Origin of the sequence: Microbulbifer flavimaris, assembly GCF_001641755.2 — a bacterium.
Classification (GTDB): Bacteria; Pseudomonadota; Gammaproteobacteria; order Pseudomonadales; family Cellvibrionaceae; genus Microbulbifer; species Microbulbifer flavimaris.
The window spans coordinates 421,709-442,553 of sequence record NZ_LRFG02000002.1; the positions used below are offsets into that span (position 1 = coordinate 421,709).

Here is a 20,845-nt window from a genome sequence, read left to right on the forward strand (position 1 = left end):
ATGCGCCCAACAGGACAAAAAAAAGCGGCTCATTGAGCCGCTTTTTGACCGAACAGAAAAGGATCAGCCTTTCTTGTACACGGGGAACCTGGCGCAGACATCCAGGACCTTCTGCTTCACTTCCTCGATAGTCGCCTCGGCCTTACCTTGCTCCAGCGCGTCCAGCACATCACAGATCCAGTGAGTGAGCTGTTTGGTCTCTTCCACACCGAAGCCGCGGGTGGTGATGGCCGGAGTGCCGACACGCAGGCCGCTGGTGATAAAGGGCGAGCGCGGATCGTTGGGCACCGCATTCTTGTTCACGGTAATGTTGGCACGGCCCAGGGCCTCGTCTGCATCCTTACCGGTGTACTCCTTGCCGATCAGGTCCACCAGCATCAGGTGGTCGTCGGTACCGCCGGAAACGATGTTGATACCGCGATCCAGGAAGGTCTCCGCCATAGCGCGAGCATTTTCCACCACCTTCTTCTGGTAAGCCTTGTACTCGGGGCTCATGGCCTCTTTAAAGGCGACTGCCTTGGCGGCAATCACATGCATCAACGGGCCGCCCTGGCCGCCCGGGAATACCGCAGAGTTGAGTTTCTTCTCGATCTCGGCGTTGGCGCGGGCCAGGATGATGCCACCACGCGGACCGCGCAGGGTCTTGTGGGTGGTGGAGGTTACGACATCGGCGTAGGGCAGCGGCGACGGATACTCACCGGCGGCAACCAGGCCGGCCACGTGGGCCATGTCCACCAGCAGGTAGGCGCCCACTTTGTCCGCGATCTCGCGGAAGCGCGCCCAGTCCATGATGCGGCTGTAGGCGGAGAAACCACCGACAATCATTTTCGGCTTGTGCTCCAGCGCCAGGCGCTCCACTTCCTCGTAGTCGATCTCACTGGTTTCCGGGTTCAGGCCGTACTGGACCGCGTTATAGGTCTTGCCGGAGAAATTCACACGGGCACCGTGGGTCAGGTGGCCGCCGTGAGCCAGGCTCATGCCCAGCACAGTATCGCCCGGTTCGCACAGCGCCTGGTAGACCGCGGCGTTGGCCTGGGAGCCGGAATGCGGCTGCACGTTGGCGTAGTCGGCGCCAAACAGCTCCTTGGCCCGCTCGATCGCCAGCACTTCCACCTTGTCTACAAACTCACAACCACCGTAATAGCGCTTACCCGGGTAGCCCTCGGCGTACTTGTTGGTCATGGAGCTGCCCTGAGCTTCCATCACCATCGGGCTGGTGTAGTTCTCGGAGGCAATCAGCTCGATATGCTCTTCCTGGCGACGATTCTCTTCCTCGATGGCTCCCCAGACTTCCGGGTCAAAGGAGGAAAGTGTGACTGATGAATCAAACATGGTTTTCCCTCGGTAAAGCGAGCTGATGACTGACTGGATCTAACGGGAGCGGCCACACCACGGGGCCGGGATCGCAAGGGCCGCTGAATGCAGAGCCATGCGGGCCGGAGCCGCTACCGAAAACTTGGGTATTTTAGAAAGGCGCGCATTGTACACCAAGGTGGGGGCCAGTGCGCCAGAACGAAAACGCGGCCCGGAGGCCGCGTTGAGGGGGCAGTTTAGAAGGTCAGGGTCATGGTGCCGGACCAGAAACCGATGTCTTCCTCGATCATGGTGTACTCCAGCTCCACATTGGTATTCGGGCTCATGTCCAAGCCGATGCCACCACCCAGGGAGATGCCGGTGTCATCGCTGCTGGCGCTGCCGACAGTCACGTCTTCATACAGCAGGCCAAAACGGCCCTTGAAGTAGATATCGCCGTAGGAGCGGTAGGTGCCGTAACCGGCCAGGGTCTGCACGTCGACGTCCACATCGTTGTCGAATACGTCCGCTTCACCGCTGATCAGGGAGTTGGTGTATTCGGCCTCAAAGCCCCAGCCGGACGGCAGGGTGTAACCGCCACGCAGGCCGACGTTGATCGGGCTGTCGGCATTGCGGAAGTCGATATCCATCAGGCCGGCGGTCGCGCCCCAGTAAGCAGTGCCCTGGCTCTGGGCGTTGACGCCAGCAGAGCAGGCCAGCAGCAGCGCCGCGGCGCCAGTCGTAATCTTACGCATAGGATTTCCCCAATACTTGTTGTTCATGAAATTTGCGCGGATTCTAGCCGCGTTTCATCCCGCAGAACAGTTACCAGAGTCACAGTCGTGCGCAGTAATCGCCGCAGGGCACTCTCTGACTGCCCTCAGTCAGGATTGGTTCCCCCCGCCAAACTCCCTTTTCCGAACCCAAAATGAAAAGCCCGGGTACTGGCCCGGGCTTTAGGAAAAAGTTCCAGGCGATCAGAAGCGGTAACCGATACCCGCCATGTACACCAGGGGATCGACTTCTACATCCGCCCTGATAGAGCCCACACCCGGCACCTTCACTTCGGCGTCGGTGTCGATATCCATCCACCACACCGCCACATTGAACAACCAGCGCTGGTCCGCACCGAAGGCAAAGTCCACACCCGCTTCCGCCGCGAGGCCCACAGAGTCGCCGAGGGTCAGGTCTGCGCCGCCGCTTGCACCGAGGCCGGCAAACAGGTCGTTCGCTTCCCGGCTCACCTCTTCTTCAAAGAAAATCGTGTAATTAACTCCCAGACCGACATAGGGCTGCACACCGGCAAGCGGCAGATCCGGGTAGTACTGCAGCAGCAGAGTCGGGGGCAGGTGCGTGGCCTCACCGAGGTCAAAAGTTTCTCCCAGTCCGGACACCGACAGATCGTGACTGAACGGACTCGCGGCTACCAGTTCCACCCCCCAGCGATTATTCAGCATCAGAGTGGCGGTGATGCCCATTGCGGAGCCGTCGTCCACATCTGCCGCTGTACCGGCCAACTCGGTATCACCCAGGGAAAGTGTGCTGGAACTCACATCGGGGCTCACAGTGGCTGCGCCACTGCGCAGGATGACTTCGCCCGGCTGGTAGGCCAGCGCCGGCGCGGTCAGAAATACGGTTGCCAGTACAGCAAGAAATCTCATTGGGTTCTCCAGTAACCTGTTCAGGATCAATCTAAATAGATCGTCCCGCCCGCTCAGAGACACCCGTTATTTTTATGTCGATGCCATCGACCCGGGCGAGACAGGGCTAGAGTAATTCCGGCTGCGATATCGTTCTTGATGCAAATCAATGGCACGCCACCTCTGCAACAAATCTGCCATCAGGCAGTCACTTCCCAGCGCTCTCCTGTCACCGCCGCAATCTTAGCCATAAGACTCAGAGGGCTAGTCCGCGCTGACTGCGCGAACAAATGAAAAATAACATGATCAACAAAAGGTCCTGCCATGCGTATTGCCATCCCGTTGATTTCCGCCCTGATTTTTACTGCCTGTGCAGACAGCCCGGTTACCGAGGTAGTGACCATCAATGGCACTCTGACCGAGCGCAGCGGCCAGTGTTATGTACGCACCGATGAAAACGGAAGCAGCATCACCCGACTGGCTGCCATGCCACAGCTGGATTACAGCGACTACCTGGGCAGAGAACTCTCCGTTGAAGGAGCGAAATGTATCAGCCCCCTGCCGCAAACTGCCTGGAACCGCGAAAAGTCAGGCTGGTGAATGATGATCGACTGGAGCTGGTCTACGACTGGCAGCAGATCGACCTGGAAGACTACTTCTTTTAATTGCTCCAGCTGCCCAGCTGCCGGCACCACTTGGGGTACAAAACTGAAATGCGTACCAGCCGCCGCGGCAATGGCGGGTACAACTTCTCTCCTCAGCCATCGGGATTCGCTGCTTACGACCATGCCTGGCGCAAGGAACCTCGAGTGCCGGCATCACTGAAGCGCCGATCCAACGGTGAATTGATCCAGGTCAAGCGTGTCCAGCCCCGCTCTTCCAGAATGATGGTAAATCACTAGCGCTGACCTCTGGGGAGATCGCCATGCACACCCTTTACCGCCAACTCTGCGATGACCATCGCAACATGCAGCGCCTCCTCGACGCGTTCGACCAGCTACTGCGGGATCTTTCCCGCAGAGATCGGGATCCCGAAACACTGAGCCTGATTCTCGATGCACTCGATTACATCAGCATCTATCCCGACCGCTGGCATCATCCCGTGGAAGACCTGGCAATGAAACAGCTGCTGGGACATGCCGACGCGGATCGCGAGGCCATCGAAATCACTCAGCGGGAACACCGAAGCATCACCGCCACCACCCGCCGCATGAACGCACTTTTCTACGCCGTCGCCAACGATGCAGCGGTAGAGCGCAGCCAGCTTTTCCGCGCGACCCGGGATTACCTGCAACTACAACGTGCCCATATGCAGCGTGAGAACGAGCGTATTTTCCCGCAGTTTGCCAGCCTGCTTACCGCGGAGGACTGGGCGCTGGTGGAAGCGCAACTGAAACGCCAGCAGGACCCGCTGTTCAGCTCCGACCTGAAACGCCTCTATGAATCTCTGCATCACTACATTGTTGGTTTATATGAACCCAAACGGGCCAGCGCCTGAATTGCTGCGGTGCAACGCAGTTCACTCCCATCACAACCAGGAAAAGAAGCCATGACGACGAGCACAATAGAGAACCATGGACTGTCCATCGGCATCGAGCGTATCGGTGCAGATTTTTTCCTTTACATCAAAGTGGTGGGCAAGCTCACTCACGAAGACTACGAGATCATCACCCCCATGCTGGAAAGTGCGCTCAGCGCCGTGGCCAATCCCCGCGTGAAGGCGCTGGTGGATGTCACCGATCTGCGCGGCTGGGAACTGCGGGCAGCATGGGACGACCTGAAGCTGGGCCTGCGCCACGGCAGCGAGTTTTCACATATTGCCGTAATCGGAGACGAGGGCTGGCAGCAGCTGGCAACCAGGGTAGCCGGCTGGTTTACCGCAGCAGAAACCCATTACTTTGAGAATCGCAGCGACGCGCTGGAATGGCTGGCAGATCAGGAAAAGACCGGAGAGAAAAACGAACAGGAACAAGCCGGCGCTTAAGCGCCGGCATCTTCGTAGCTGCAGTGGGTACCGGCCAGTTCGCTCAGCGCAATCAGGTCGAGGATCTCCACCTCGCGACCGCGAACGGCGATCAATTGCTCGCGCTGGAACTTGCTCAGCAGTCGACTGACAGTCTCGGCAGTCAGGCCGAGATAATTGGCGATATCTGTCCGCGGCATCGACAGTACAAATGCGGTGGCGGAATAGCCACGACGGGAATAGCGGCTGGAGATATTCATCAATAATGCCGCCATGCGCGTCTCTGCCGAGCGCTTGCCCAACAGCAACAGCGTTTCATTTTCCTTCTTCAATTCTTCGGAAAATATGTTGTAGATCTGGTGCTGCAGAGCGGGCACTTCCTGGGCGAGGCTCTCCAGCTGGGCAAACGGCATTACGCACACGGAGCTGTCTTCCAGCGCTTCGGCAAAGCTGGAATGCATGCGGCCACTGTAGGCGTCCAGGCCAAGCAGTTCCCCCGGCAAGGCAAAATGCGTCACCTGGGTATCGCCGTCGGCGGCGATGACCGTGGATTTGAAACTGCCGGAGCGGATCGCATACAGGTTGGCGAACGGGTCGCCGGCCCGATAGAGGGTCTCTCCGGCCCGCAGCAAGCGCCGCTTGCCGGTAATGTTTTCCAGGCGGTCGATCTCTTCTGCAGACAGGTCCGCGGGCAGGCACAGGCGCCTGACCGAGCAGTTTCCGCAATTTACCGCTGAGAGTGACTCTTTCATGGGTGGGCCATCGACAGAGGGTGTAAAAGCGCCATTGTAACGCCTCGGCGCAGAGCTGTCGCAACCCATCAGATGACCTTCGAGTAGCGCGGTGTTTCATCCCGGCGAGCCAGGTGGGCATCGAACGCCGCCGCCACATGCCGGACAAACCAGCGCCCCAGAGGGGTTATCCACAGCCGGTCGGCATCCTCGTCGATCAGACCATCGGCCTTGAGGGGCGCCAGCCGGGCCCGCTCCAGGGCAAAATAGTCATCGAAAGCGGCACCCGCCCGGCGCGACACTTCAGCCTTGTCGAGACTCAGACGACACATCAGCTCAATGATCACGTACTGGCGCAGGCGGTCGTCCGCGGACAGCTGCCAGCCGCGGAACACGGCGGAACCCCGTTCGGCAATGGCAGTGTTGTAGTCCTTGAGGCGGTGATGGTTCTGCCAGTAGCCGTCGGCGCTGTAACTGATCGCCGAGGCACCCAGCCCCACCAGCGCATCCGCCGGCATCAGGGTATAGCCCTGGAAGTTACGCTGCAGCTCACCATCGCGGGCAGCCCGGGCCATGGTGTCCTCGCGGAGGGCGAAGTGATCCATCCCCAGATAGTCATAACCGGCCTCCTCCAGTGCCTGCACCGCCGCCAGCTGCATCTCCACCTTCTCCTGCGCGCCCGGCACCGCATCGGTGTCGATCAGGCGCTGGGCCTTGAAGCGCTCCGGCAGATGGGCATAGTGATACAGTGCGATGCGGTCCGGTGCCAGTTCCATCACCTGCTCGATGGTGCCGCGCAGGGTCTGCAGGTTCTGGTGTGGCAGGCCGTAAATCAGGTCGTAGGAGATGGACTCGAAACCCTGCCGCCGCGCCTCCTCGGTCAGCTCGCGCACCTGCTCGGCAGTACAGATTCGATTGATGGCCCGCTGCACAGTCAGGTCGAAATCCTGGATGCCCAAGCTGAGCCGGTTGAACCCCAGCTCCCGCAGGGTGGCGAGGCTCTCCAGCTCCAGGGTGCGCGGGTCAGCCTCGATACCATACTCGCGCCCCTCCCCACCCAGGTTGAAGGTCTCCCCCAGCCCCTCGACCAGCCGTCGCAAGTCGCCGTCATTGAGGAAGGTCGGCGTGCCGCCACCCAGGTGGAGCTGCACCACCGGCACATCGGCCACACGCCCCCGATAACTGCGCGCCTCCGCCAGCAGCTGCTCCAGGTAGCCGGACGCCAATCCGTACTGCTGGGTCACCACTTTGTTGCAGGCACAGAAATAACACAGCGAACGGCAGAACGGCACATGCACATAGAGCGAGAGCGCACGGATATCCGCCAGCGCCGCCCAGGGCTCGGCCCCGTCCAGGTCGCGGAACCGGTCGGCGGTGGGGTAGGACGTGTAGCGCGGGCAGGAGGCGCCGTAGCGATTGAGGAGCGCCGCGCTGGGTATGGAGTCGGCCTGCAGCATGTCTTTACACCTGTGGTAAATCGATGCGGCAAGCCTAAGCGGGGGAGGCGGGGCGGCTCTTGATACATATCAAGCCCCCGCAGAGTCAGTCCCCGGCGGGGCGGCGGAACAGGTTCTGGATACTGGAGAAGTCCAGCCGGCGATTGACTTCATCGCCGCCGTGCAGCTGGTACAGGTTTTTGGCCAGGGCACCCAGCGGTGTGGAGGTGGCACTACCGGCGGCAGTGTCCATGGCCAGCCCCAGGTCCTTCAGCATCAGTGCCACGGAGAAACCGCCACTGTAATCACGGGAGGCGGGCACGCCCTCCATCACCCCGGGATAGGGGTTGTACTTGTCCAGCGACCAGTTGTCGCCGGAGCTGGCTTTCATGATATCGGACAGCACCCCGGGGTCGAGGCCGTTATCCACGCCCAGTTGCAGCGCTTCCGCGGTGCCGATCATATGAATGGCCAGCAGCATGTTATTGCAGATTTTGGCCACCTGGCCGCAACCCGCTGGCCCGGCATGAAAGATGTTGGCCCCCATGGCCGCGAGCACCGGGCGTGCGGCCTCCACCGCCGGCGCTTCGCCGCCGCACATAAAGGACAGGCTGGCGCCGGCGGCGGCCGCGGTGCCGCCGGAGACCGGGGCATCGATGGCACGGATACCCCGTTCACCGGCGGCAGCGATCAGCTGACGGGCATCGCTGGCGGCGATGGTGGAGCAGTCGATCACCAGCGTGTCGGTGTCCAGCGCCTGCAGGATGCCGCGCGCGCCCAGGTAGAGCTCCTTGACGATAGCGCCACTGGGCAGCATTGAAATCACGGCGTCGGCACCGCCAACAGCATCGTGCGCACTGGCGACCGTTTCGCAACCATTCTGCCGCGCTTGCTGCAGCGCCGGCTCGGCGGGATCGAAAGCGGTTACGGTAAAACCCGCCTTCACCAGGTTCGCGGCCATCGGGCCACCCATATTGCCCAGGCCGAGAAATGCGATTTTTTCCATGAGGCTCCTCCTCGTTCTTTTATTCTTTTCTTCCTTCTCTCCGGCAGCTACGCCTGCGTGATGGAGTTTAAAGGTCAGCCAGCGGGTGCTCCCCCGGCCAGGGGGTGGCGAAACAGCGCTCCACCTCTCTCCATTCGATGTCTTTGAGGCTCGCCGGCTGCCACTGGGGCGAGCGATCCTTGTCAATCAGCAGCGCCCGCACCCCTTCGCGGAAATGCCCGCTGGCACACAGGTTCACCGCCAGCGACAGCTCCATGCGGAATACCTCCGCCAGGGACTGGTGCCGTCCACGGCGCAGCTGCTCCCAGACAACCCAGGGAGTCAGGGGAGAGCCCCCTGCGAGGGTTTTGGCCGCCTTTTGCAGCCACTCGTCGTCACCGTCATAGCCGGTGATGGAGTCGCACACCTCGGGCAGGGTGGAAAAGTCCGTGAGCGCCTGGATCTGGTCGTAGTGGGCGCGCAAATTGGATGCCGGCTGTCGGTCCTGGCGCAGCTCCTGGCCTTTCAGGCAGTCACTGACAAGCCGGTGATTTTCAGCAGCTTCTCGAGTAAACGGTAGGTCGGCCAGAACATCGAGGGTGGCCAGGCGCTCATTGTCGGCGATCAGGCGGTCGGCCAGCCCGGCAAACAGGGCATCGCTGCCATTGAACTGGGCCCCGCTCAGGCCGAGAAACAATCCCAGTCGACCGGGCATGCGATTCAGGAACCAGCTGCCGCCCACATCCGGGAACAGGCCAATTGTCACTTCCGGCATGGCCATGCGGGTGCGCTCGGTGACAATACGGTGGCTGGCGCCGGCCATGATGCCGATACCGCCACCCATAACAATACCGCCCCCCCAGACCACGACCGGCTTGGGGTAAGTGTGAATGCGATAATCCAGGCGGTATTCCCGGGAAAAGAACTCGGTGGTGTAGTCGGTTTGCGGCGCTTCGCCGTAGGCGCTGGATGCCTTGTACAGGGAGACCACATCGCCACCGGCGCAAAAGCCCTTTTCGCCGCTGCCCTCGATCCAGACACAGGCGACGCTGTCATCCTCTGCCCACTCCTGCAGCTGCCGGTCCAGCAGTTTGATCATCTCCAGGTTCAGCGCGTTGAGCGCCTTGGGCAGGTTGAGGGTCGCCAGCGCCATCGCGCCGCGGCGGGAAAACAGTACGGGGGAATCCTGATCCATCGCTCTTCATTATTCTCTGCTGTGGCGGGCAGAAGAGTTAAACATACATAGCCCCCGCCGTCAGCCGGGCACCATAGTCCGGGGCCGGACGGGGCCGGTTGCACTTTTCCCGCAACCTGATAAGTTGCGCGCAAAATCTGAGCGATTCCAACCGTCTTCTTATACGGAACCCCTATCAATGGCTGAATACGTATACACCATGAATCGGGTGGGCAAGGTAGTGCCGCCCAAACGCGAAATCCTCAAGGACATCTCCCTGTCCTTTTTCCCCGGTGCCAAGATCGGCGTGCTGGGCCTGAACGGCGCCGGTAAATCCACCCTGCTGCGCATTATGGCCGGTGTCGACCAGGACTATAACGGCGAAGCCCGCGCCATGCCCGGCATCAAGGTGGGCTACCTGCCCCAGGAACCGCAGCTGGACCCGGCCAAGACTGTGCGCGGCAACGTCGAAGACGGCATGCGCGAGGCCATCGATGCACTGGCCGGCCTGGAACAGGTCTATGCCGACTACGCCGAGCCCGACGCCGACTTCGATGCCCTGGCCAAGAAGCAGCAACAATATGAAGACGTGATCCAGGCCTGGGACGCCCACAACCTGGAGCACCGCCTGGAAGTGGCCGCCGACGCCCTGCGCCTGCCGCCGTGGGATGCCGATGTAAACAACCTGTCCGGTGGTGAGAAGCGCCGTGTGGCCCTGTGCCGCCTGCTGCTGTCCCGCCCGGACATGCTGCTGCTGGACGAGCCCACCAACCACCTCGACGCAGAGAGCGTGTACTGGCTCGAACGCTTCCTGCACGATTTCGACGGCACTGTGGTGGCCATCACCCACGACCGCTACTTCCTCGACAACGTCGCCGGCTGGATCCTGGAACTGGACCGCGGCCACGGCATTCCCTGGGAAGGTAACTACACCACCTGGCTGGAACAGAAAGAGAAGCGCCTGGAGCAGGAGCAGAAGGGTGAACAGGCCCGTGCCAAGGCGATGCAGAAAGAACTGGAGTGGGCCCGCCAGAATCCGAAAGGCCGCCAGTCCAAGAACAAGGCCCGCCTGTCCCGACTGGAAGAAATGCAGTCGCAGGAATTCCAGGCCCGCAACGAGACCAACGAGATCTACATTCCGCCCGGCGAGCGCCTCGGCGACAACGTGATCGAACTGGTCAATGTGAGCAAAGCCTTCGGCGATCGCGTACTGATCGACGACCTGTCCTTCCGTGTACCGAAAGGTGCCATTGTCGGTATCGTCGGTGGTAACGGCGCGGGTAAGTCCACCCTGTTCCGTATGATCAATGGCACCGAAAAGCCGGATTCCGGTGAGATCAAGATCGGTGAAACCGTACAGATCGCCAGCGTCGACCAGAGCCGCGAAAACCTGGACGACAACAAGACCGTGTGGGAAGCCGTGTCCGACGGTCACGACATGCTCAAGATCAACAACTATGAAGTGGGCTCGCGCAACTATATCGGCCGTTTCAACTTCAAGGGTTCCGATCAGCAGAAGCGCGTGGGCGAGTTGTCCGGTGGTGAGCGCGGCCGCCTGCACCTGGCCTACACCCTCAAGCAGGGCGCCAACGTACTGCTGCTGGACGAACCGTCCAATGACCTGGATATCGAAACCCTGCGCGCACTCGAAGAGGCCCTGCTGAGCTTCCCCGGCTGTGCCATGGTGATCTCGCACGATCGCTGGTTCCTGGACCGGGTAGCGACTCACATCCTGGCCTACGAAGGCGACAGCAACGTGGTGTTCTTCGAGGGTAACTACACCGAGTACCACGAGGACTTCGTCCAGCGTAAAGGTGAAGATGCGGCGCCGCACCGCATACACTACAAAAAGCTGAAGACTTAAGTCACCTCCCCTGGAAGCCCGCACACTGCGGGCTTCTTTTTATCCTCTGCTTTTTCGCTTTCTCGCCCTTCAAGCGCGCCCAGAGCTGCCTCCGGCCGATCGCTAACACCAATCAAAGTATCTGCGCACCGGACAGAGGGTTTAGGCGCCAGCAAAATCGGGATGCTGTCAGCGCACTGTCTGCCGCATTGCAGGGATTATTGAGTTTGGGTAGGGTTACCGGGTGGTACAAAAATCAACCTGCGCACGCCCCCCAACACAGGAGTGGTTGCCCCTTGCATCGTACCCGACTTGTTTTCGGGCCACTCTTTGTAGTCGCCGCAATAGTCCTTTTTGGCCTCGCCGAGTGGGGCATGCCTGCCTATCTGCCCCAGGAGCCGGGGTGGCTGGTTCCCACGTTCAGAATCTTACTGATGGGCCTTGTGGCCGGTGGCGGCTTTTACTTCGCGCTGCGCCAACAGCAACGCATTTACCACCAGCACCTGCAACAACTTGCGGAGCAGGAAGCTGCCCGCAAAGCCCTTACTGATCACCTGCAGTTTTTGCAGACTCTCATCGATTCCATCCCCGCGCCGATTTTCTACAAAAATGCCGAGGGAATTTACACCGGATGCAACCGCGCATTCGAGGCATTCCTGGGCAAGCCCCGCGAGGAGATCGTCGGCCGCTCGGTTTATGGGGTTTCCCCCGGGCCCCAAGCCAGTGTTTACCACGAGAAAGACCTTGAGTTGATGCGCGAACGCGGTCACCAGGTCTATGAATCCTCTGTGGTCTACGCTGACGGCAGCCTGCACGACGTCATCTTCCATAAAGGCGCCTATGAGCTGGAAGATGGGCGGCTTGGCGGGTTGATCGGTGTGATACTGGATATTTCCGAGCGAAAGGCACTGGAGCGAGAACTGGTACAGGCGAAGGAGCGGGCAGAATTTTTCAGTCGCTCCAAGACCCAGTTCCTCACCAACATGAGTCACGAAATCCGCACGCCGCTAAATGCGATCGTTGGATTCAGCGAGGTACTGCGCAACCGCAGCAGGGAAATGCAGCTGCCTGCGGATTTTCATGAATTCCTGCACAAAATCGACATCAGCGGCCAACGGCTGGCAGAGCTGGTCAACGATGTACTGGACATCTCCCGTATCGAGGCGGGCAAGATCGAGGCAAGCGAGGAGGACTTTCATCTACGCCGGCTGCTGGAGTGTATCCTCGTCTCCTGTGAAGTTCTGGCGAGCCGCCACAACATCACATTTGACTGGAAGTTAGACCCGGAGCTCCCGGCATTCATCCGTACGGACAGGGGCAAGCTATCGCAGGTTCTCATCAACCTCATTGGCAACGCGATAAAATTTTCACCATCCAATTCGTCAATCGACATCAGACTGGAGCGCCTCTCCGACAGGGAATTCACCATCGAGATTGCCGACAAGGGAATCGGTATCCCGCCTGAGCAACAGGCGATCATCTTTGAGCCGTTCGAACAGGTCGATAAATCAACCGACGGACAGTCACGGGGTACCGGCCTGGGCCTTCCAATAACCCGCAGCCTGGTACAACTGCTCGGCGGTGAAATTTACCTGGTGAGCCAGGAAAACGTCGGTACCCGCTTCCGCGTCAGCCTGCCCCTGCGAGAGGGCAAGGCAGTGACCCCCGGCACCACCGAGCTATCCATGTCATCGGGCCTTCTGCAGGGTAAACGGGCAGTCATTTTCGAGGACAATCCTCTCAACCAGGCTCTGATGCAGGCCTTCTGTGATGATCTGGAGCTTGATGCAGTTTTCGTGTCCGACGGGCGCACTGGCATCGAGCGGGTGCTGGAGATCCAGCCTGACTTGATCTTCATGGATGTCCAGCTGCCCGGTCTCAATGGCCTGGAAGCCACCGAACAAATTCGCAAACACCCGGCCATCAGTAATATACCGATCATCGGGCTGTCAGCCGCCGCTTTCAGCGAGCAGAGAGCAGCGGCTTTGCAAGCGGGGATGAACGACTACCTGAGCAAACCGGTCAGCTTGCCACAGCTGGCAGCTGCCATAGACAGGCAGCTTCGCGAGCCTGTCGCGGTGCTGGATGCGAACGACGAGAGCTGACGTGCTGGGAGTTGCGGCTGAGCACTAATGGCGCTTCGCGAGAACCAGGATGTTACGCGGTGTAAGCTCGCGATCACAGAATTCTCCCAGCTCAACCTGCGCACCGGATTCGCAGAGAAACAGTGCCCGGTCGAGAACCAGCCACAACTCCAACGGCCGGCGGAATACATGGGTTACCAACTCCATGCGTCGCACCTGACGCAGCCGCTGCAGGCCGCGAGCCAGCCAGCGTTGCTCGTCGATGACCGCCGGCAGCTCCAGTTCCTTTCGCGCTGCGGCCCAGCGGGCAAACTCCGAGAAGCTCCCCTTTAACAGGCTCTTGCGGATATTGGGCACCGGCAAATAGTGGTCTTCACCGCGGATCTCCCGCTGCAGCTCATCGAAGGCCAGTCGCCAGTGCAACTCGCTCTCCCTGAGTCGGCGTACGCCAGCCCCCGCGGTCACCGTTTCCTGCAGCGGCAGTTGCAGGTCTTCCCTGCCGAGACGCACTGCCGCCATTCCACCGGCCTGCGACATCGGTACGTACTCCTCTGAGCGGATCAGGTGATAACAACAGGGGGACAATGCCAGCTGCGCGCCGCCGTTTTCTGCCCAGTGTTGCATCAGGGTGGTGTGCAGGTCGCCGCAGGCGTGCAGGGCCACGGCGTGGCCGCCGGGCCTGACCCATCCGGAGGCATCGGAAGAAAAGGCATCACAGTGCACAAAGCGCATTGGTATTGCCAATCGCCGGGCCAACGTCTCGCCCTCTTCACAGAGGCGGGATTGCCATTCCAGGCTGGTGACCGGCCGCTGATCCAACGCGGCCAGCAAACGGCCCAGATGCCCCTTGCCCGCGCACCACTCCAGCAATGGGGCAGAACTTGGGGCGAGGCAACCAGCAAAGGCGAGGATCTGCTGCCACTTGCGCCCGGGGATACCGTGATCGAGTCGCTCGGGTGGGGAGACTTCACGGGTAGAGAGGCGCGGCAGTGCACAGAGCGCCTGCAATTGCCCGCCTTCCGCGATCCAGGGGGACAGCCAGCGCACGGCCGCCACCGGATCACGCTGCAGGCTCAGGAGCTCCGCATCCGGGAGGGCATCCAGCGTCTCGCACAGCTGCGGGTGACTGCCCTGCCAGCAATAGCCACGGTGATGGAAGGGGCGCACCTGCCACCAATGCGCACCGGCGGCCAACAGCGCATCCAGCTGCCGGAATTGTCGCAGTAGCGCCTGCGCTTGAGAGTCTCTCGCTGTCTGCCCCATCGATACCTCTGCCCCGAATACCCGGAGCGCTTTACAGGATTCTATTTTACCCGTCCACCGCTCACAGCGAGTATCCCACTCAACTTCATTGCTCGACACTCTTACTCTACAGTGATCGAAGCCATGGCTTACCGGGGCGCGAGGGCATACACTGGAGCCCTATCGACTGCCCAAAACTCAAGGCTGCGGAGGGAACCCGCCATGAGCATCAGCCGCTACTGTGTCGAACTTCTGGAGGCTGCGAGTGATTACCACGTGCGCTACGGGGACCGTCTCGCCAATCACCTGCCGATGGTGCTGATTGCACTGGACAAAATGGGCGCCAGCCGTGAACAACTGCAAGACGCCTTCGACCGCTCCGCCCTGCACCTGGAGCGCCCACAGCTAGAGCCCGCTGAGCAGCTCGAAAGTGGCGAGAGTATCGCCGACCTGCGCAACAATGAAGCGCGCTTCCCCAGCGCCCTGGTCTACTACCAGAACCAGCTGCGCCAGCACGGCATGACCGAGTGCCTGCGCAGGGAGCTGCCCCCCCTTCTGCCATCCATCGGTACCGCTGCGTTTCACGGGCTGATCCGCACCGCCTACGGTATCGATGCCGGTCACCTGCAGGAGGTTGCCACCGGCCTTGCCTACTGGAATATGGAATATCGGGAACTGCCTGCCAGCGAAGAGCGACTGTCCGTTGCAGCCGCCGAAATACCGGCCATAGTCGCAGAGCGATACCCGCTGATTTCCCTCGCACCAGGCAATATCAGTGACCATATGGCAGCCGTAAGCCGACAGGAGGGCTGGCAGGAAACAGCAATCCAACCAGAGCTGTTGGGCCTGCAGGACATCGCCGAGGTAGCGCTAGCAGCCTACCGCGGCACCGGTGACTTCACTCTGTTACACGGTATCACCGGCTGCCATGCGCTAAGGCTGGTATTGCCCTATTGTCCGGAACCTGAAGTGGCGCTGAGATATTTCTGGCGGGCTCTGGTGATTGCCTACTTGAGCACCGGCCCCAAGGATATTGGCGAACCCGATCAACCCCAGTCCAATAGGCCGGAGTGGGACACGCTGCTCAAGCAGGCCTGCCGCAGTGACGACGACCACGTCATCAAGCTCTGCTATAGCTGCTGGCGGGAAGCGGAGCATTACGGCAACGACGACTACCGCGCGGCGGCGGAGATGACCGTCCTCAATTAGGGCCTGGCCACAGCAGAAGCACTTCAGTTAGCGAACCCCCAAAGACGAGAGAGCTCCCGATCCATGGCACTGACTCCATCCAACATGACTCCCCTGGGTACATCGATGCCCTCCTTCTCCCTGCCGGATGCCTCCGGCACCCCGCTGAGCAGCAAAGACCTGCCCAGAGGGCCGGTGCTGGTGGCCTTCATCTGCAATCACTGCCCGTTCGTGAAGCATCTGGCAGCGGAGTTCTCGGAGTTTGCGCGGGAGTATCAAGAGGCCGGACTCACCGTCATTGCCATCAACAGCAACGATTACGCTAATTATCCGGACGACAGCCCGGACAAGATGCAGGAGGAAATCGCAGCGCGGGGCTATGTCTTTCCGTATCTGGTGGACGAGAGCCAGGAAGTTGCGAGAGCCTTCGGCGCTGCCTGCACACCGGATTTCTTTCTGTTCGACGCAGAGCGCCGACTCGTTTATCGCGGGCAGTTCGATGATAGCCGGCCGGGCAATGACGAACCGATCAACGGCAAAGATCTACGCGCAGCGACAGACCTGGTGTTGGCGGGAAAAAAACCAGTTGAGAATCAGAAGCCCTCGGTGGGCTGTAACATCAAGTGGAAGTAGGAGGGGGGTATGTCATTCGCTAGCGAGAGCGGCAGAGGCCGCTCTCGACTTTGGACACCTGCTTATCAACGGCGCAGGAACTCCAGCATCCACCTGGCGACCGCACTCTCGTGGATGTCGTTTTGCAGGGACGCTTTGCCTTTCTCCACCAGCTCCTCGCCAAACACCTCGCCTCGCAGCTCCATCAGGCTGTTGGAGTAGGGCTTGGTGAATTCCGGATGGGCCTGCATGGTGAGGATGTGGTCGTCCACCTGCACCATGGCGTGGGGGCAGAAGTCGCTGGCCGCCAGCACTCTGGCACCTTCCGGTAGCTCTTCCACCTGATCCTGGTGACTCACCAGCAGACTGAAGCCGTCGCGGGGTTCGGACATCCAGGCCGGCATCTCCTGCATCTCGTAGCTGTGCACACCAATGCCCCAGCCCTTGCCAGATTTGCGGGTCTTTCCCCCCAGCGCTTCGGCAATCAGCTGATGACCGAAGCAGATACCGATGGTGGGCTTCTTCTTGTCGTGCAGCTTGCGCACGAAATCCATCAGCGGCGGGATCCACTCTTTGTCCTCGTAGACACCGGTTTTGCTACCGGTCATGAGGTAGGCATCCACCTCATCGATATCCTCGGGGTAATGCCCGCGCTGGACCTCGTAGGTCACGAATTCCAGGGTCGGATCCTGGGCGCGCAGCAGATCGGCAAACATCTCCGGATATTCGCCGAACTCTCCCACCAGTTCCTTGCGTACGTCGTCGGTTTTCAACACACCTATTTTCATTATTCCACCGCTGGTTGACTGCAGAGTGCGCGGATTATGGCATATTCCAGGCGCGTTTCAGCCCCCCAGAGCGGTATGGCGAGTAGACGCCCCGGTCCTCTTGTGGCCCCCGGGAGGGTCTAGACTCAAATCAGGAATCCCACCTTTTCATGGAGCGAATCCAATGAAGCCAGCCCTCTCCTGTCTCCTTCTGCTCGTCGCAATATTCACCGCTGCAACAGCCGCTGCGGAGCATCGCGGTGGCGACTTCATCGTGCGAATCGGATATGGGGAAGTGAACCCTAATGATGACTCCAGCTGGATTCGCCTCGACGGCACTGCGCTGGAGGACACCCGCGTCTATGTGGATAGCGGGCAGAGCGCCACCTTCACTGGCACCTGGCTGTTCGCGGACCACTGGGGTGTGGGATTACTGGCCGCCCTGCCATTTGAGCACGACCTCGATGTACGCGGCCTGCCGAACCCGGAAGGAGGGCCGGCGCTGGGCAAGGTGTCACTGGGGGATATCGAGCATCTGCCGCCAACGGTGACACTGCAGTGGTTCCCGGTCTGTGTCGAATCCTGGATCCAGCCCTATGTGGGCCTAGGGGTGAACTACACCACCTTTATGGACGAGAATATCTCGCGGACTGCGAATGACTATTTCAGCAGTGTGCTGGGTGCAACCAGAGGCGCCAGCCTGGACCTGGATTCTTCCTGGGGCCTGGCCGGTGAACTCGGCGTCGACATGGAACTGGGGCGGGGCAATCAGTGGTTGTTCAACGCGGCACTCTGGTACCTGGACCTGGATACCGATGCCTCCATTCGCTTTCCTACGGCGTCCGGGGTCAGTCGCATCAAGGCCGACGTGGATATCGACCCCTGGGTGTACACGGTCGGTATCGGCTATCGATTCTGAAGGAACAGCACATCCATTGCGCATACAGGGGGAAAAAACACCCCCTGTTGCACACCTGGCAGAAAAACTACATAAAGTTGCTGCGCCGGGACAAAAAGTTACAAAAAATTTCGTTCTAACACTGCCTGCCATTCCTGACGCGATTAAAGTTTAACCACTCCAGGCCACACCTTTGTTCTTAGCCTCCACGCTTTAAGGGGAAACTTTTCCAATCCGGCCTTTCGCACCGCCCCGTGACCGGTGAACCGTGTCGCGTAGTGCCAAAACAAACGCCAGAAAAGTTATTAGGATTGCCGCCCTTCAACGCTTATGCCCTATTCGCATAAGCATGGTTCATTCTGGACATAGATCGGCAGCAGTCTGTGTTGTTTTCTGGAGGTTGGTACATGACTCCCTTTCTGCACGCTGAGGTTCTCGGCGGCACCGGTTGGATTCCCGCAATTCGCTCTTCCCTGATTCCCAGCGTTCATCGCTGTGGCTCTCACGTGCGTATTTTGAGAATGGAACCAGCGAAAAAGTCATGACACTGCTTATCAGAACCTCCTCCCTGACCGGCTACCAGGAATTGGCCAGAGAACTTGGTGGCGACCCGGATGCACTGCTGCGCCGCAGCAGGATTGATCCCGACAAGGCACGCAGTCTGGAGGGATTCATCCCTCTTACAGCCCAGGTGGCAGCGCTCGAGCTCGCCGCGGACACGCTGAACTGCTCTGACTTCGGGCTGCAGCTCTCCCAGCGCCAGGGGCCCACCATCCTTGGTCCGATGGCAGCTATTGCGCTGGAGGCAGGGACCGTGGGCGAGGCTCTGGAGAGCCTGACAGACTACCTGCATCAATATTCGCCGGGTTTGAACCTCAAGCTGCTGCCCTGCCCGCGCACGGGTGGCGCCAAGGTCGCTTTCTCCTTCGATCCGAGCCTGAAGAAGACTCGCCAGGCACTGGAACTGGCTCTGGGAGTCACGCAGAACTCTCTGCAGATGGTGTGCGGCGCCGACTTTCGCGCCGCAGCGCTCGTGATGCGCGCCGCCGGGCCCCTGCCCCACGGACGCTATCAGGAGTTCTTCCAGACCGAAGTGCGCTTTGGAAGTGACTGCGATGCACTGGTACTGGCCCCGGAACACCTCTCCAGCCCGCTGGATCAGGAACGAGCGGAGCTGCAGCTACCCAAGAAAATGTTCATCGACAGCGTCACTCTCGACGGCTCGCTGCCGGTGATCCAGCAGGTCACTCACCTGATTCACCAGCTGCTGCCCGCTCAGCGCTGCAGCCTGCTGGAAATTGCCGGTTTCCTGGGGCTCAACAAGCGCACTTTGCAGCGCCGCCTGGCGGAGCAGGGAGTTGTGTTTGAGGAGGTGCTGGACAACATTCGCCGCGAACTGGCCGATGGCTACCTGGCGAACTCAGATATGCCGATGACTCAGGTGGCAGGACTACTGGGCTACCGGGAGCAGAGCTCTTTCAACCGCGCCTGCCGCCGCTGGTATGACTGCACCCCACTGCAAAAGCGACGGGAGCTGTCCCAAGCAGCGAAACATCATGACGTGTGCCTTCAGGGCTGACTGATCGGCTGCTGCCTGCCGGATACCATGTCACTCAGCGGCTGGTGGCGACACCCCAGTAGTTGAAGCCCGCAAACCGTGGCGACAGCAGGTAGTCGCTCTCCAGTTCCCGCAGGCGAAAGCCGCCATTCTCCAGCAGGCGGGGTACCGGCCGGTTCAGGTTGCAACCGCCAAAGGCACGCCGCCAGAGTGGGTTGATGCGGTCCTGCCAGTGCCGAACCCCCTCATCTGGCGCTGCGCCGTGCTCGGAGAACAACAGCACACCCCCCGGCTTCAGCACCCGCCGCATCTCTTCGAGGGCCCGCTGCCAGTCGGGAATGGTACACAGGGTGTAAGTGAGGAGTACCGTGTCGACACTGTCGTCCTCGAGGGGTATCTCCTCGCTGGGCAGATCCAGCCAGCGCACGGGCACCCCGGCATCTGCCACCCGCCGCGCCGCCCGCGCGCGCATCCCCGCAGAGGGCTCAAGGCCCCAGACGAACTCCACCCGCGCGGCATCATAGAAAGGCAGGTTGAGCCCCGAGCCCAGGCCGACTTCCAGCACCCGCCCCTGCGCCGCCGGTACCACCCGCCGTCGCTGCTCCTCAATTGGCCCCATGCCGCAGGCGAAGTCCAGCAACCGGGGTAGGCAGTGCTCGCTGTAAAAGCCCATGCTGTGCTCCTCCTGCTAAGTATTTTGGATGTTGTGCAGGAGAGGCTACCACTCAATCCCGCGACGTGCCGCAATGCCGGCCTCGAAGGCATGTTTCAGGGGACGCATCTCAGTGACCGTATCCGCCAGATCGCGCAGATACTGTTTGGCCCCGCGACCGGTGATAATCACCGTCTGTTCTGGTGGCCGTCCCTCGATAGCCGCCATCACTTCATCACGATCCAGCCAACGATAGTTGAGGGCATAGGTCAGCTCGTCGAGCACCACCAGATAGACACTGTCGTCGGTCAGCGCTGCCTTTACCTTTTCCCACAGATTTTCCGCCGCCGCTTTGTCGGCCTCGAAATCTTGGGTTTCCCAGGTGAAATCTGTTCCCATCTGGTGCCACTGCAGCGGAAACTGGTCGGCGGGTAGCTGCTCCAGCAGATTTTTCTCGCCGCAGTCCCAGGCCCCTTTGATGAACTGAGCCACAAAGGCACTGTAGCCATAACCCAGTGCGCGGGTCACAGTGCCCACTGCCGCAGTGGTCTTACCCTTGCCATCGCCGGTGTAGAGCAGGACGATACCGCGCTCCGTCAGCGCGCGGGCAACCCCCTCATCGACAATTTTCTTCCGCTGCTCCATGCGGGTTTTATGACGCGCCTGCTTTTCCTGTGATTGTCCTTCCTGTTCGGATTTCCTCATTGCTTCACTCCAGTTCTTCCCGGTTTTTTTCACGCGGCATTCTTACGGGAAAGTCGTGCGTGTCGATGCATCAG

20 protein-coding genes are annotated in these 20,845 nt (G+C 60.4%); 9 read left to right on the forward strand and 11 right to left on the reverse strand.

Annotated features, from left to right (window positions below; genetic code table 11):
* Positions 1-63: 63 nt before the first annotated feature.
* The 3 genes from glyA to AWR36_RS06695 all read right to left on the reverse strand — a co-directional run bounded on the left by glyA (position 64) and on the right by AWR36_RS06695 (position 2,954).
* Entirely contained in the window at positions 64-1,332 is a 1,269-nt protein-coding gene (glyA, locus tag AWR36_RS06685; protein WP_067082928.1) for a serine hydroxymethyltransferase, read from the reverse strand.
* A 218-nt stretch (positions 1,333-1,550) separates the two neighbouring features.
* Positions 1,551-2,048, reverse strand: coding sequence for an outer membrane beta-barrel protein (locus AWR36_RS06690; RefSeq protein ID WP_067082930.1), 498 nt, complete (start codon positions 2,046-2,048; stop codon positions 1,551-1,553).
* A gap of 222 nt (positions 2,049-2,270) precedes the next feature.
* Positions 2,271-2,954: an OmpW/AlkL family protein gene (locus AWR36_RS06695; protein WP_067082934.1), complete on the reverse strand. Its 684-nt coding sequence runs from the start codon at positions 2,952-2,954 to the stop codon at positions 2,271-2,273.
* A 303-nt stretch (positions 2,955-3,257) separates the two neighbouring features.
* Between AWR36_RS06695 and AWR36_RS06700 the strand changes: the two genes are divergently transcribed.
* The 3 genes from AWR36_RS06700 (at position 3,258) to AWR36_RS06710 (ending at position 4,917) form a co-directional block, all read left to right on the forward strand.
* Positions 3,258-3,533 carry a hypothetical protein gene (locus tag AWR36_RS06700; RefSeq protein ID WP_067082938.1) on the forward strand — a complete coding sequence of 92 codons (276 nt, stop codon included), beginning with the start codon at positions 3,258-3,260 and terminating at the stop codon, positions 3,531-3,533.
* A 325-nt stretch (positions 3,534-3,858) separates the two neighbouring features.
* On the forward strand, positions 3,859-4,431 hold the full coding sequence (locus AWR36_RS06705; RefSeq protein ID WP_067082943.1) for a hemerythrin domain-containing protein: 573 nt from the start codon (positions 3,859-3,861) through the stop codon (positions 4,429-4,431).
* 51 nt (positions 4,432-4,482) lie between these two features.
* Positions 4,483-4,917, forward strand: a complete 435-nt coding sequence (locus tag AWR36_RS06710) for a SpoIIAA family protein (RefSeq protein ID WP_067082946.1) — start codon at positions 4,483-4,485, stop codon at positions 4,915-4,917.
* On the opposite strand, the gene fnr is transcribed toward AWR36_RS06710, so the two are convergent.
* From fnr to AWR36_RS06730, 4 genes are all read right to left on the reverse strand, one after another.
* Positions 4,914-5,648: a fumarate/nitrate reduction transcriptional regulator Fnr gene (gene fnr, locus AWR36_RS06715; RefSeq protein WP_067104545.1), complete on the reverse strand. Its 735-nt coding sequence runs from the start codon at positions 5,646-5,648 to the stop codon at positions 4,914-4,916. The genes AWR36_RS06710 and fnr overlap by 4 nt on opposite strands.
* Positions 5,649-5,716: 68 nt before the next feature.
* A complete protein-coding gene (gene hemN / locus AWR36_RS06720) occupies positions 5,717-7,084 on the reverse strand; it encodes an oxygen-independent coproporphyrinogen III oxidase (protein WP_067082949.1) in 1,368 nt (455 codons plus the stop codon).
* Positions 7,085-7,169: 85 nt separating this feature from the next.
* A complete protein-coding gene (gene mmsB, locus AWR36_RS06725) occupies positions 7,170-8,255 on the reverse strand; it encodes a 3-hydroxyisobutyrate dehydrogenase (protein WP_255353972.1) in 1,086 nt (361 codons plus the stop codon).
* Positions 8,137-9,243, reverse strand: a complete 1,107-nt coding sequence (locus AWR36_RS06730; protein ID WP_067082956.1) for an enoyl-CoA hydratase/isomerase family protein — start codon at positions 9,241-9,243, stop codon at positions 8,137-8,139. The genes mmsB and AWR36_RS06730 overlap by 119 nt, the downstream gene beginning before the upstream one ends.
* Positions 9,244-9,421: 178 nt before the next feature.
* On the opposite strand from AWR36_RS06730, the gene ettA reads away from it, so the two are divergent.
* The gene (gene ettA, locus AWR36_RS06735) at positions 9,422-11,086 is read left to right on the forward strand and encodes an energy-dependent translational throttle protein EttA (protein WP_067082959.1); all 1,665 of its coding nucleotides are present in this window, start codon (positions 9,422-9,424) and stop codon (positions 11,084-11,086) included.
* Positions 11,087-11,439: 353 nt separating this feature from the next.
* Complete coding sequence (locus AWR36_RS06740) at positions 11,440-13,170, forward strand: ATP-binding protein (protein WP_067082962.1); 1,731 nt, start codon at positions 11,440-11,442, stop codon at positions 13,168-13,170.
* A gap of 24 nt (positions 13,171-13,194) precedes the next feature.
* Here the strand turns inward: AWR36_RS06740 and AWR36_RS06745 are convergent, their stop codons facing one another.
* Complete coding sequence (locus AWR36_RS06745; RefSeq protein ID WP_067082965.1) at positions 13,195-14,412, reverse strand: methyltransferase; 1,218 nt, start codon at positions 14,410-14,412, stop codon at positions 13,195-13,197.
* Positions 14,413-14,613: 201 nt separating this feature from the next.
* Here AWR36_RS06745 and AWR36_RS06750 point away from each other — a divergent pair, with 201 nt between their 5' ends.
* Positions 14,614-15,600 (forward strand): questin oxidase family protein, encoded by a 987-nt coding sequence (locus AWR36_RS06750; RefSeq protein WP_067082968.1) that lies wholly within the window; start codon positions 14,614-14,616, stop codon positions 15,598-15,600.
* Positions 15,601-15,663: 63 nt separating this feature from the next.
* Positions 15,664-16,212 carry a thioredoxin family protein gene (locus AWR36_RS06755; RefSeq protein ID WP_067082971.1) on the forward strand — a complete coding sequence of 183 codons (549 nt, stop codon included), beginning with the start codon at positions 15,664-15,666 and terminating at the stop codon, positions 16,210-16,212.
* Positions 16,213-16,277: 65 nt separating this feature from the next.
* Here AWR36_RS06755 and AWR36_RS06760 read toward each other — a convergent pair whose 3' ends face one another.
* On the reverse strand, positions 16,278-16,979 hold the full coding sequence (locus AWR36_RS06760) for a glutamine amidotransferase-related protein (protein ID WP_067082974.1): 702 nt from the start codon (positions 16,977-16,979) through the stop codon (positions 16,278-16,280).
* 163 nt (positions 16,980-17,142) lie between these two features.
* On the opposite strand from AWR36_RS06760, the gene AWR36_RS06765 reads away from it, so the two are divergent.
* Positions 17,143-17,877 (forward strand): OmpW/AlkL family protein, encoded by a 735-nt coding sequence (locus AWR36_RS06765; RefSeq protein ID WP_067082977.1) that lies wholly within the window; start codon positions 17,143-17,145, stop codon positions 17,875-17,877.
* 520 nt (positions 17,878-18,397) lie between these two features.
* Entirely contained in the window at positions 18,398-19,435 is a 1,038-nt protein-coding gene (locus tag AWR36_RS06770; RefSeq protein ID WP_067082980.1) for an AraC family transcriptional regulator, read from the forward strand.
* A 34-nt stretch (positions 19,436-19,469) separates the two neighbouring features.
* Here the strand turns inward: AWR36_RS06770 and AWR36_RS06775 are convergent, their stop codons facing one another.
* Both AWR36_RS06775 and cobO read right to left on the reverse strand, forming a co-directional pair.
* Complete coding sequence (locus tag AWR36_RS06775; RefSeq protein ID WP_067082983.1) at positions 19,470-20,087, reverse strand: class I SAM-dependent methyltransferase; 618 nt, start codon at positions 20,085-20,087, stop codon at positions 19,470-19,472.
* 45 nt (positions 20,088-20,132) lie between these two features.
* A complete protein-coding gene (gene cobO / locus AWR36_RS06780) occupies positions 20,133-20,771 on the reverse strand; it encodes a cob(I)yrinic acid a,c-diamide adenosyltransferase (RefSeq protein ID WP_067083961.1) in 639 nt (212 codons plus the stop codon).
* Positions 20,772-20,845 lie beyond the last annotated feature (74 nt).

Excerpts from the sequence above, each read along its gene's own strand:
- glyA (WP_067082928.1), bottom strand. The coding sequence starts at position 1,332 with ATGTTTGATTCATCAGTCACACTTTCCTCCTTTGACCCGGAAGTCTGG.
- AWR36_RS06690 (WP_067082930.1), bottom strand. The coding sequence starts at position 2,048 with ATGCGTAAGATTACGACTGGCGCCGCGGCGCTGCTGCTGGCCTGCTCT.
- AWR36_RS06695 (WP_067082934.1), bottom strand. The coding sequence starts at position 2,954 with ATGAGATTTCTTGCTGTACTGGCAACCGTATTTCTGACCGCGCCGGCG.
- AWR36_RS06700 (WP_067082938.1), top strand. The coding sequence starts at position 3,258 with ATGCGTATTGCCATCCCGTTGATTTCCGCCCTGATTTTTACTGCCTGT.
- AWR36_RS06705 (WP_067082943.1), top strand. The coding sequence starts at position 3,859 with ATGCACACCCTTTACCGCCAACTCTGCGATGACCATCGCAACATGCAG.
- AWR36_RS06710 (WP_067082946.1), top strand. The coding sequence starts at position 4,483 with ATGACGACGAGCACAATAGAGAACCATGGACTGTCCATCGGCATCGAG.
- fnr (WP_067104545.1), bottom strand. The coding sequence starts at position 5,648 with ATGAAAGAGTCACTCTCAGCGGTAAATTGCGGAAACTGCTCGGTCAGG.
- hemN (WP_067082949.1), bottom strand. The coding sequence starts at position 7,084 with ATGCTGCAGGCCGACTCCATACCCAGCGCGGCGCTCCTCAATCGCTAC.
- AWR36_RS06730 (WP_067082956.1), bottom strand. The coding sequence starts at position 9,243 with ATGGATCAGGATTCCCCCGTACTGTTTTCCCGCCGCGGCGCGATGGCG.
- ettA (WP_067082959.1), top strand. The coding sequence starts at position 9,422 with ATGGCTGAATACGTATACACCATGAATCGGGTGGGCAAGGTAGTGCCG.
- AWR36_RS06740 (WP_067082962.1), top strand. The coding sequence starts at position 11,440 with ATGCCTGCCTATCTGCCCCAGGAGCCGGGGTGGCTGGTTCCCACGTTC.
- AWR36_RS06745 (WP_067082965.1), bottom strand. The coding sequence starts at position 14,412 with ATGGGGCAGACAGCGAGAGACTCTCAAGCGCAGGCGCTACTGCGACAA.
- AWR36_RS06750 (WP_067082968.1), top strand. The coding sequence starts at position 14,614 with ATGAGCATCAGCCGCTACTGTGTCGAACTTCTGGAGGCTGCGAGTGAT.
- AWR36_RS06755 (WP_067082971.1), top strand. The coding sequence starts at position 15,664 with ATGGCACTGACTCCATCCAACATGACTCCCCTGGGTACATCGATGCCC.
- AWR36_RS06760 (WP_067082974.1), bottom strand. The coding sequence starts at position 16,979 with ATGAAAATAGGTGTGTTGAAAACCGACGACGTACGCAAGGAACTGGTG.
- AWR36_RS06765 (WP_067082977.1), top strand. The coding sequence starts at position 17,143 with ATGAAGCCAGCCCTCTCCTGTCTCCTTCTGCTCGTCGCAATATTCACC.
- AWR36_RS06770 (WP_067082980.1), top strand. The coding sequence starts at position 18,398 with ATGACACTGCTTATCAGAACCTCCTCCCTGACCGGCTACCAGGAATTG.
- AWR36_RS06775 (WP_067082983.1), bottom strand. The coding sequence starts at position 20,087 with ATGGGCTTTTACAGCGAGCACTGCCTACCCCGGTTGCTGGACTTCGCC.
- cobO (WP_067083961.1), bottom strand. The coding sequence starts at position 20,771 with ATGAGGAAATCCGAACAGGAAGGACAATCACAGGAAAAGCAGGCGCGT.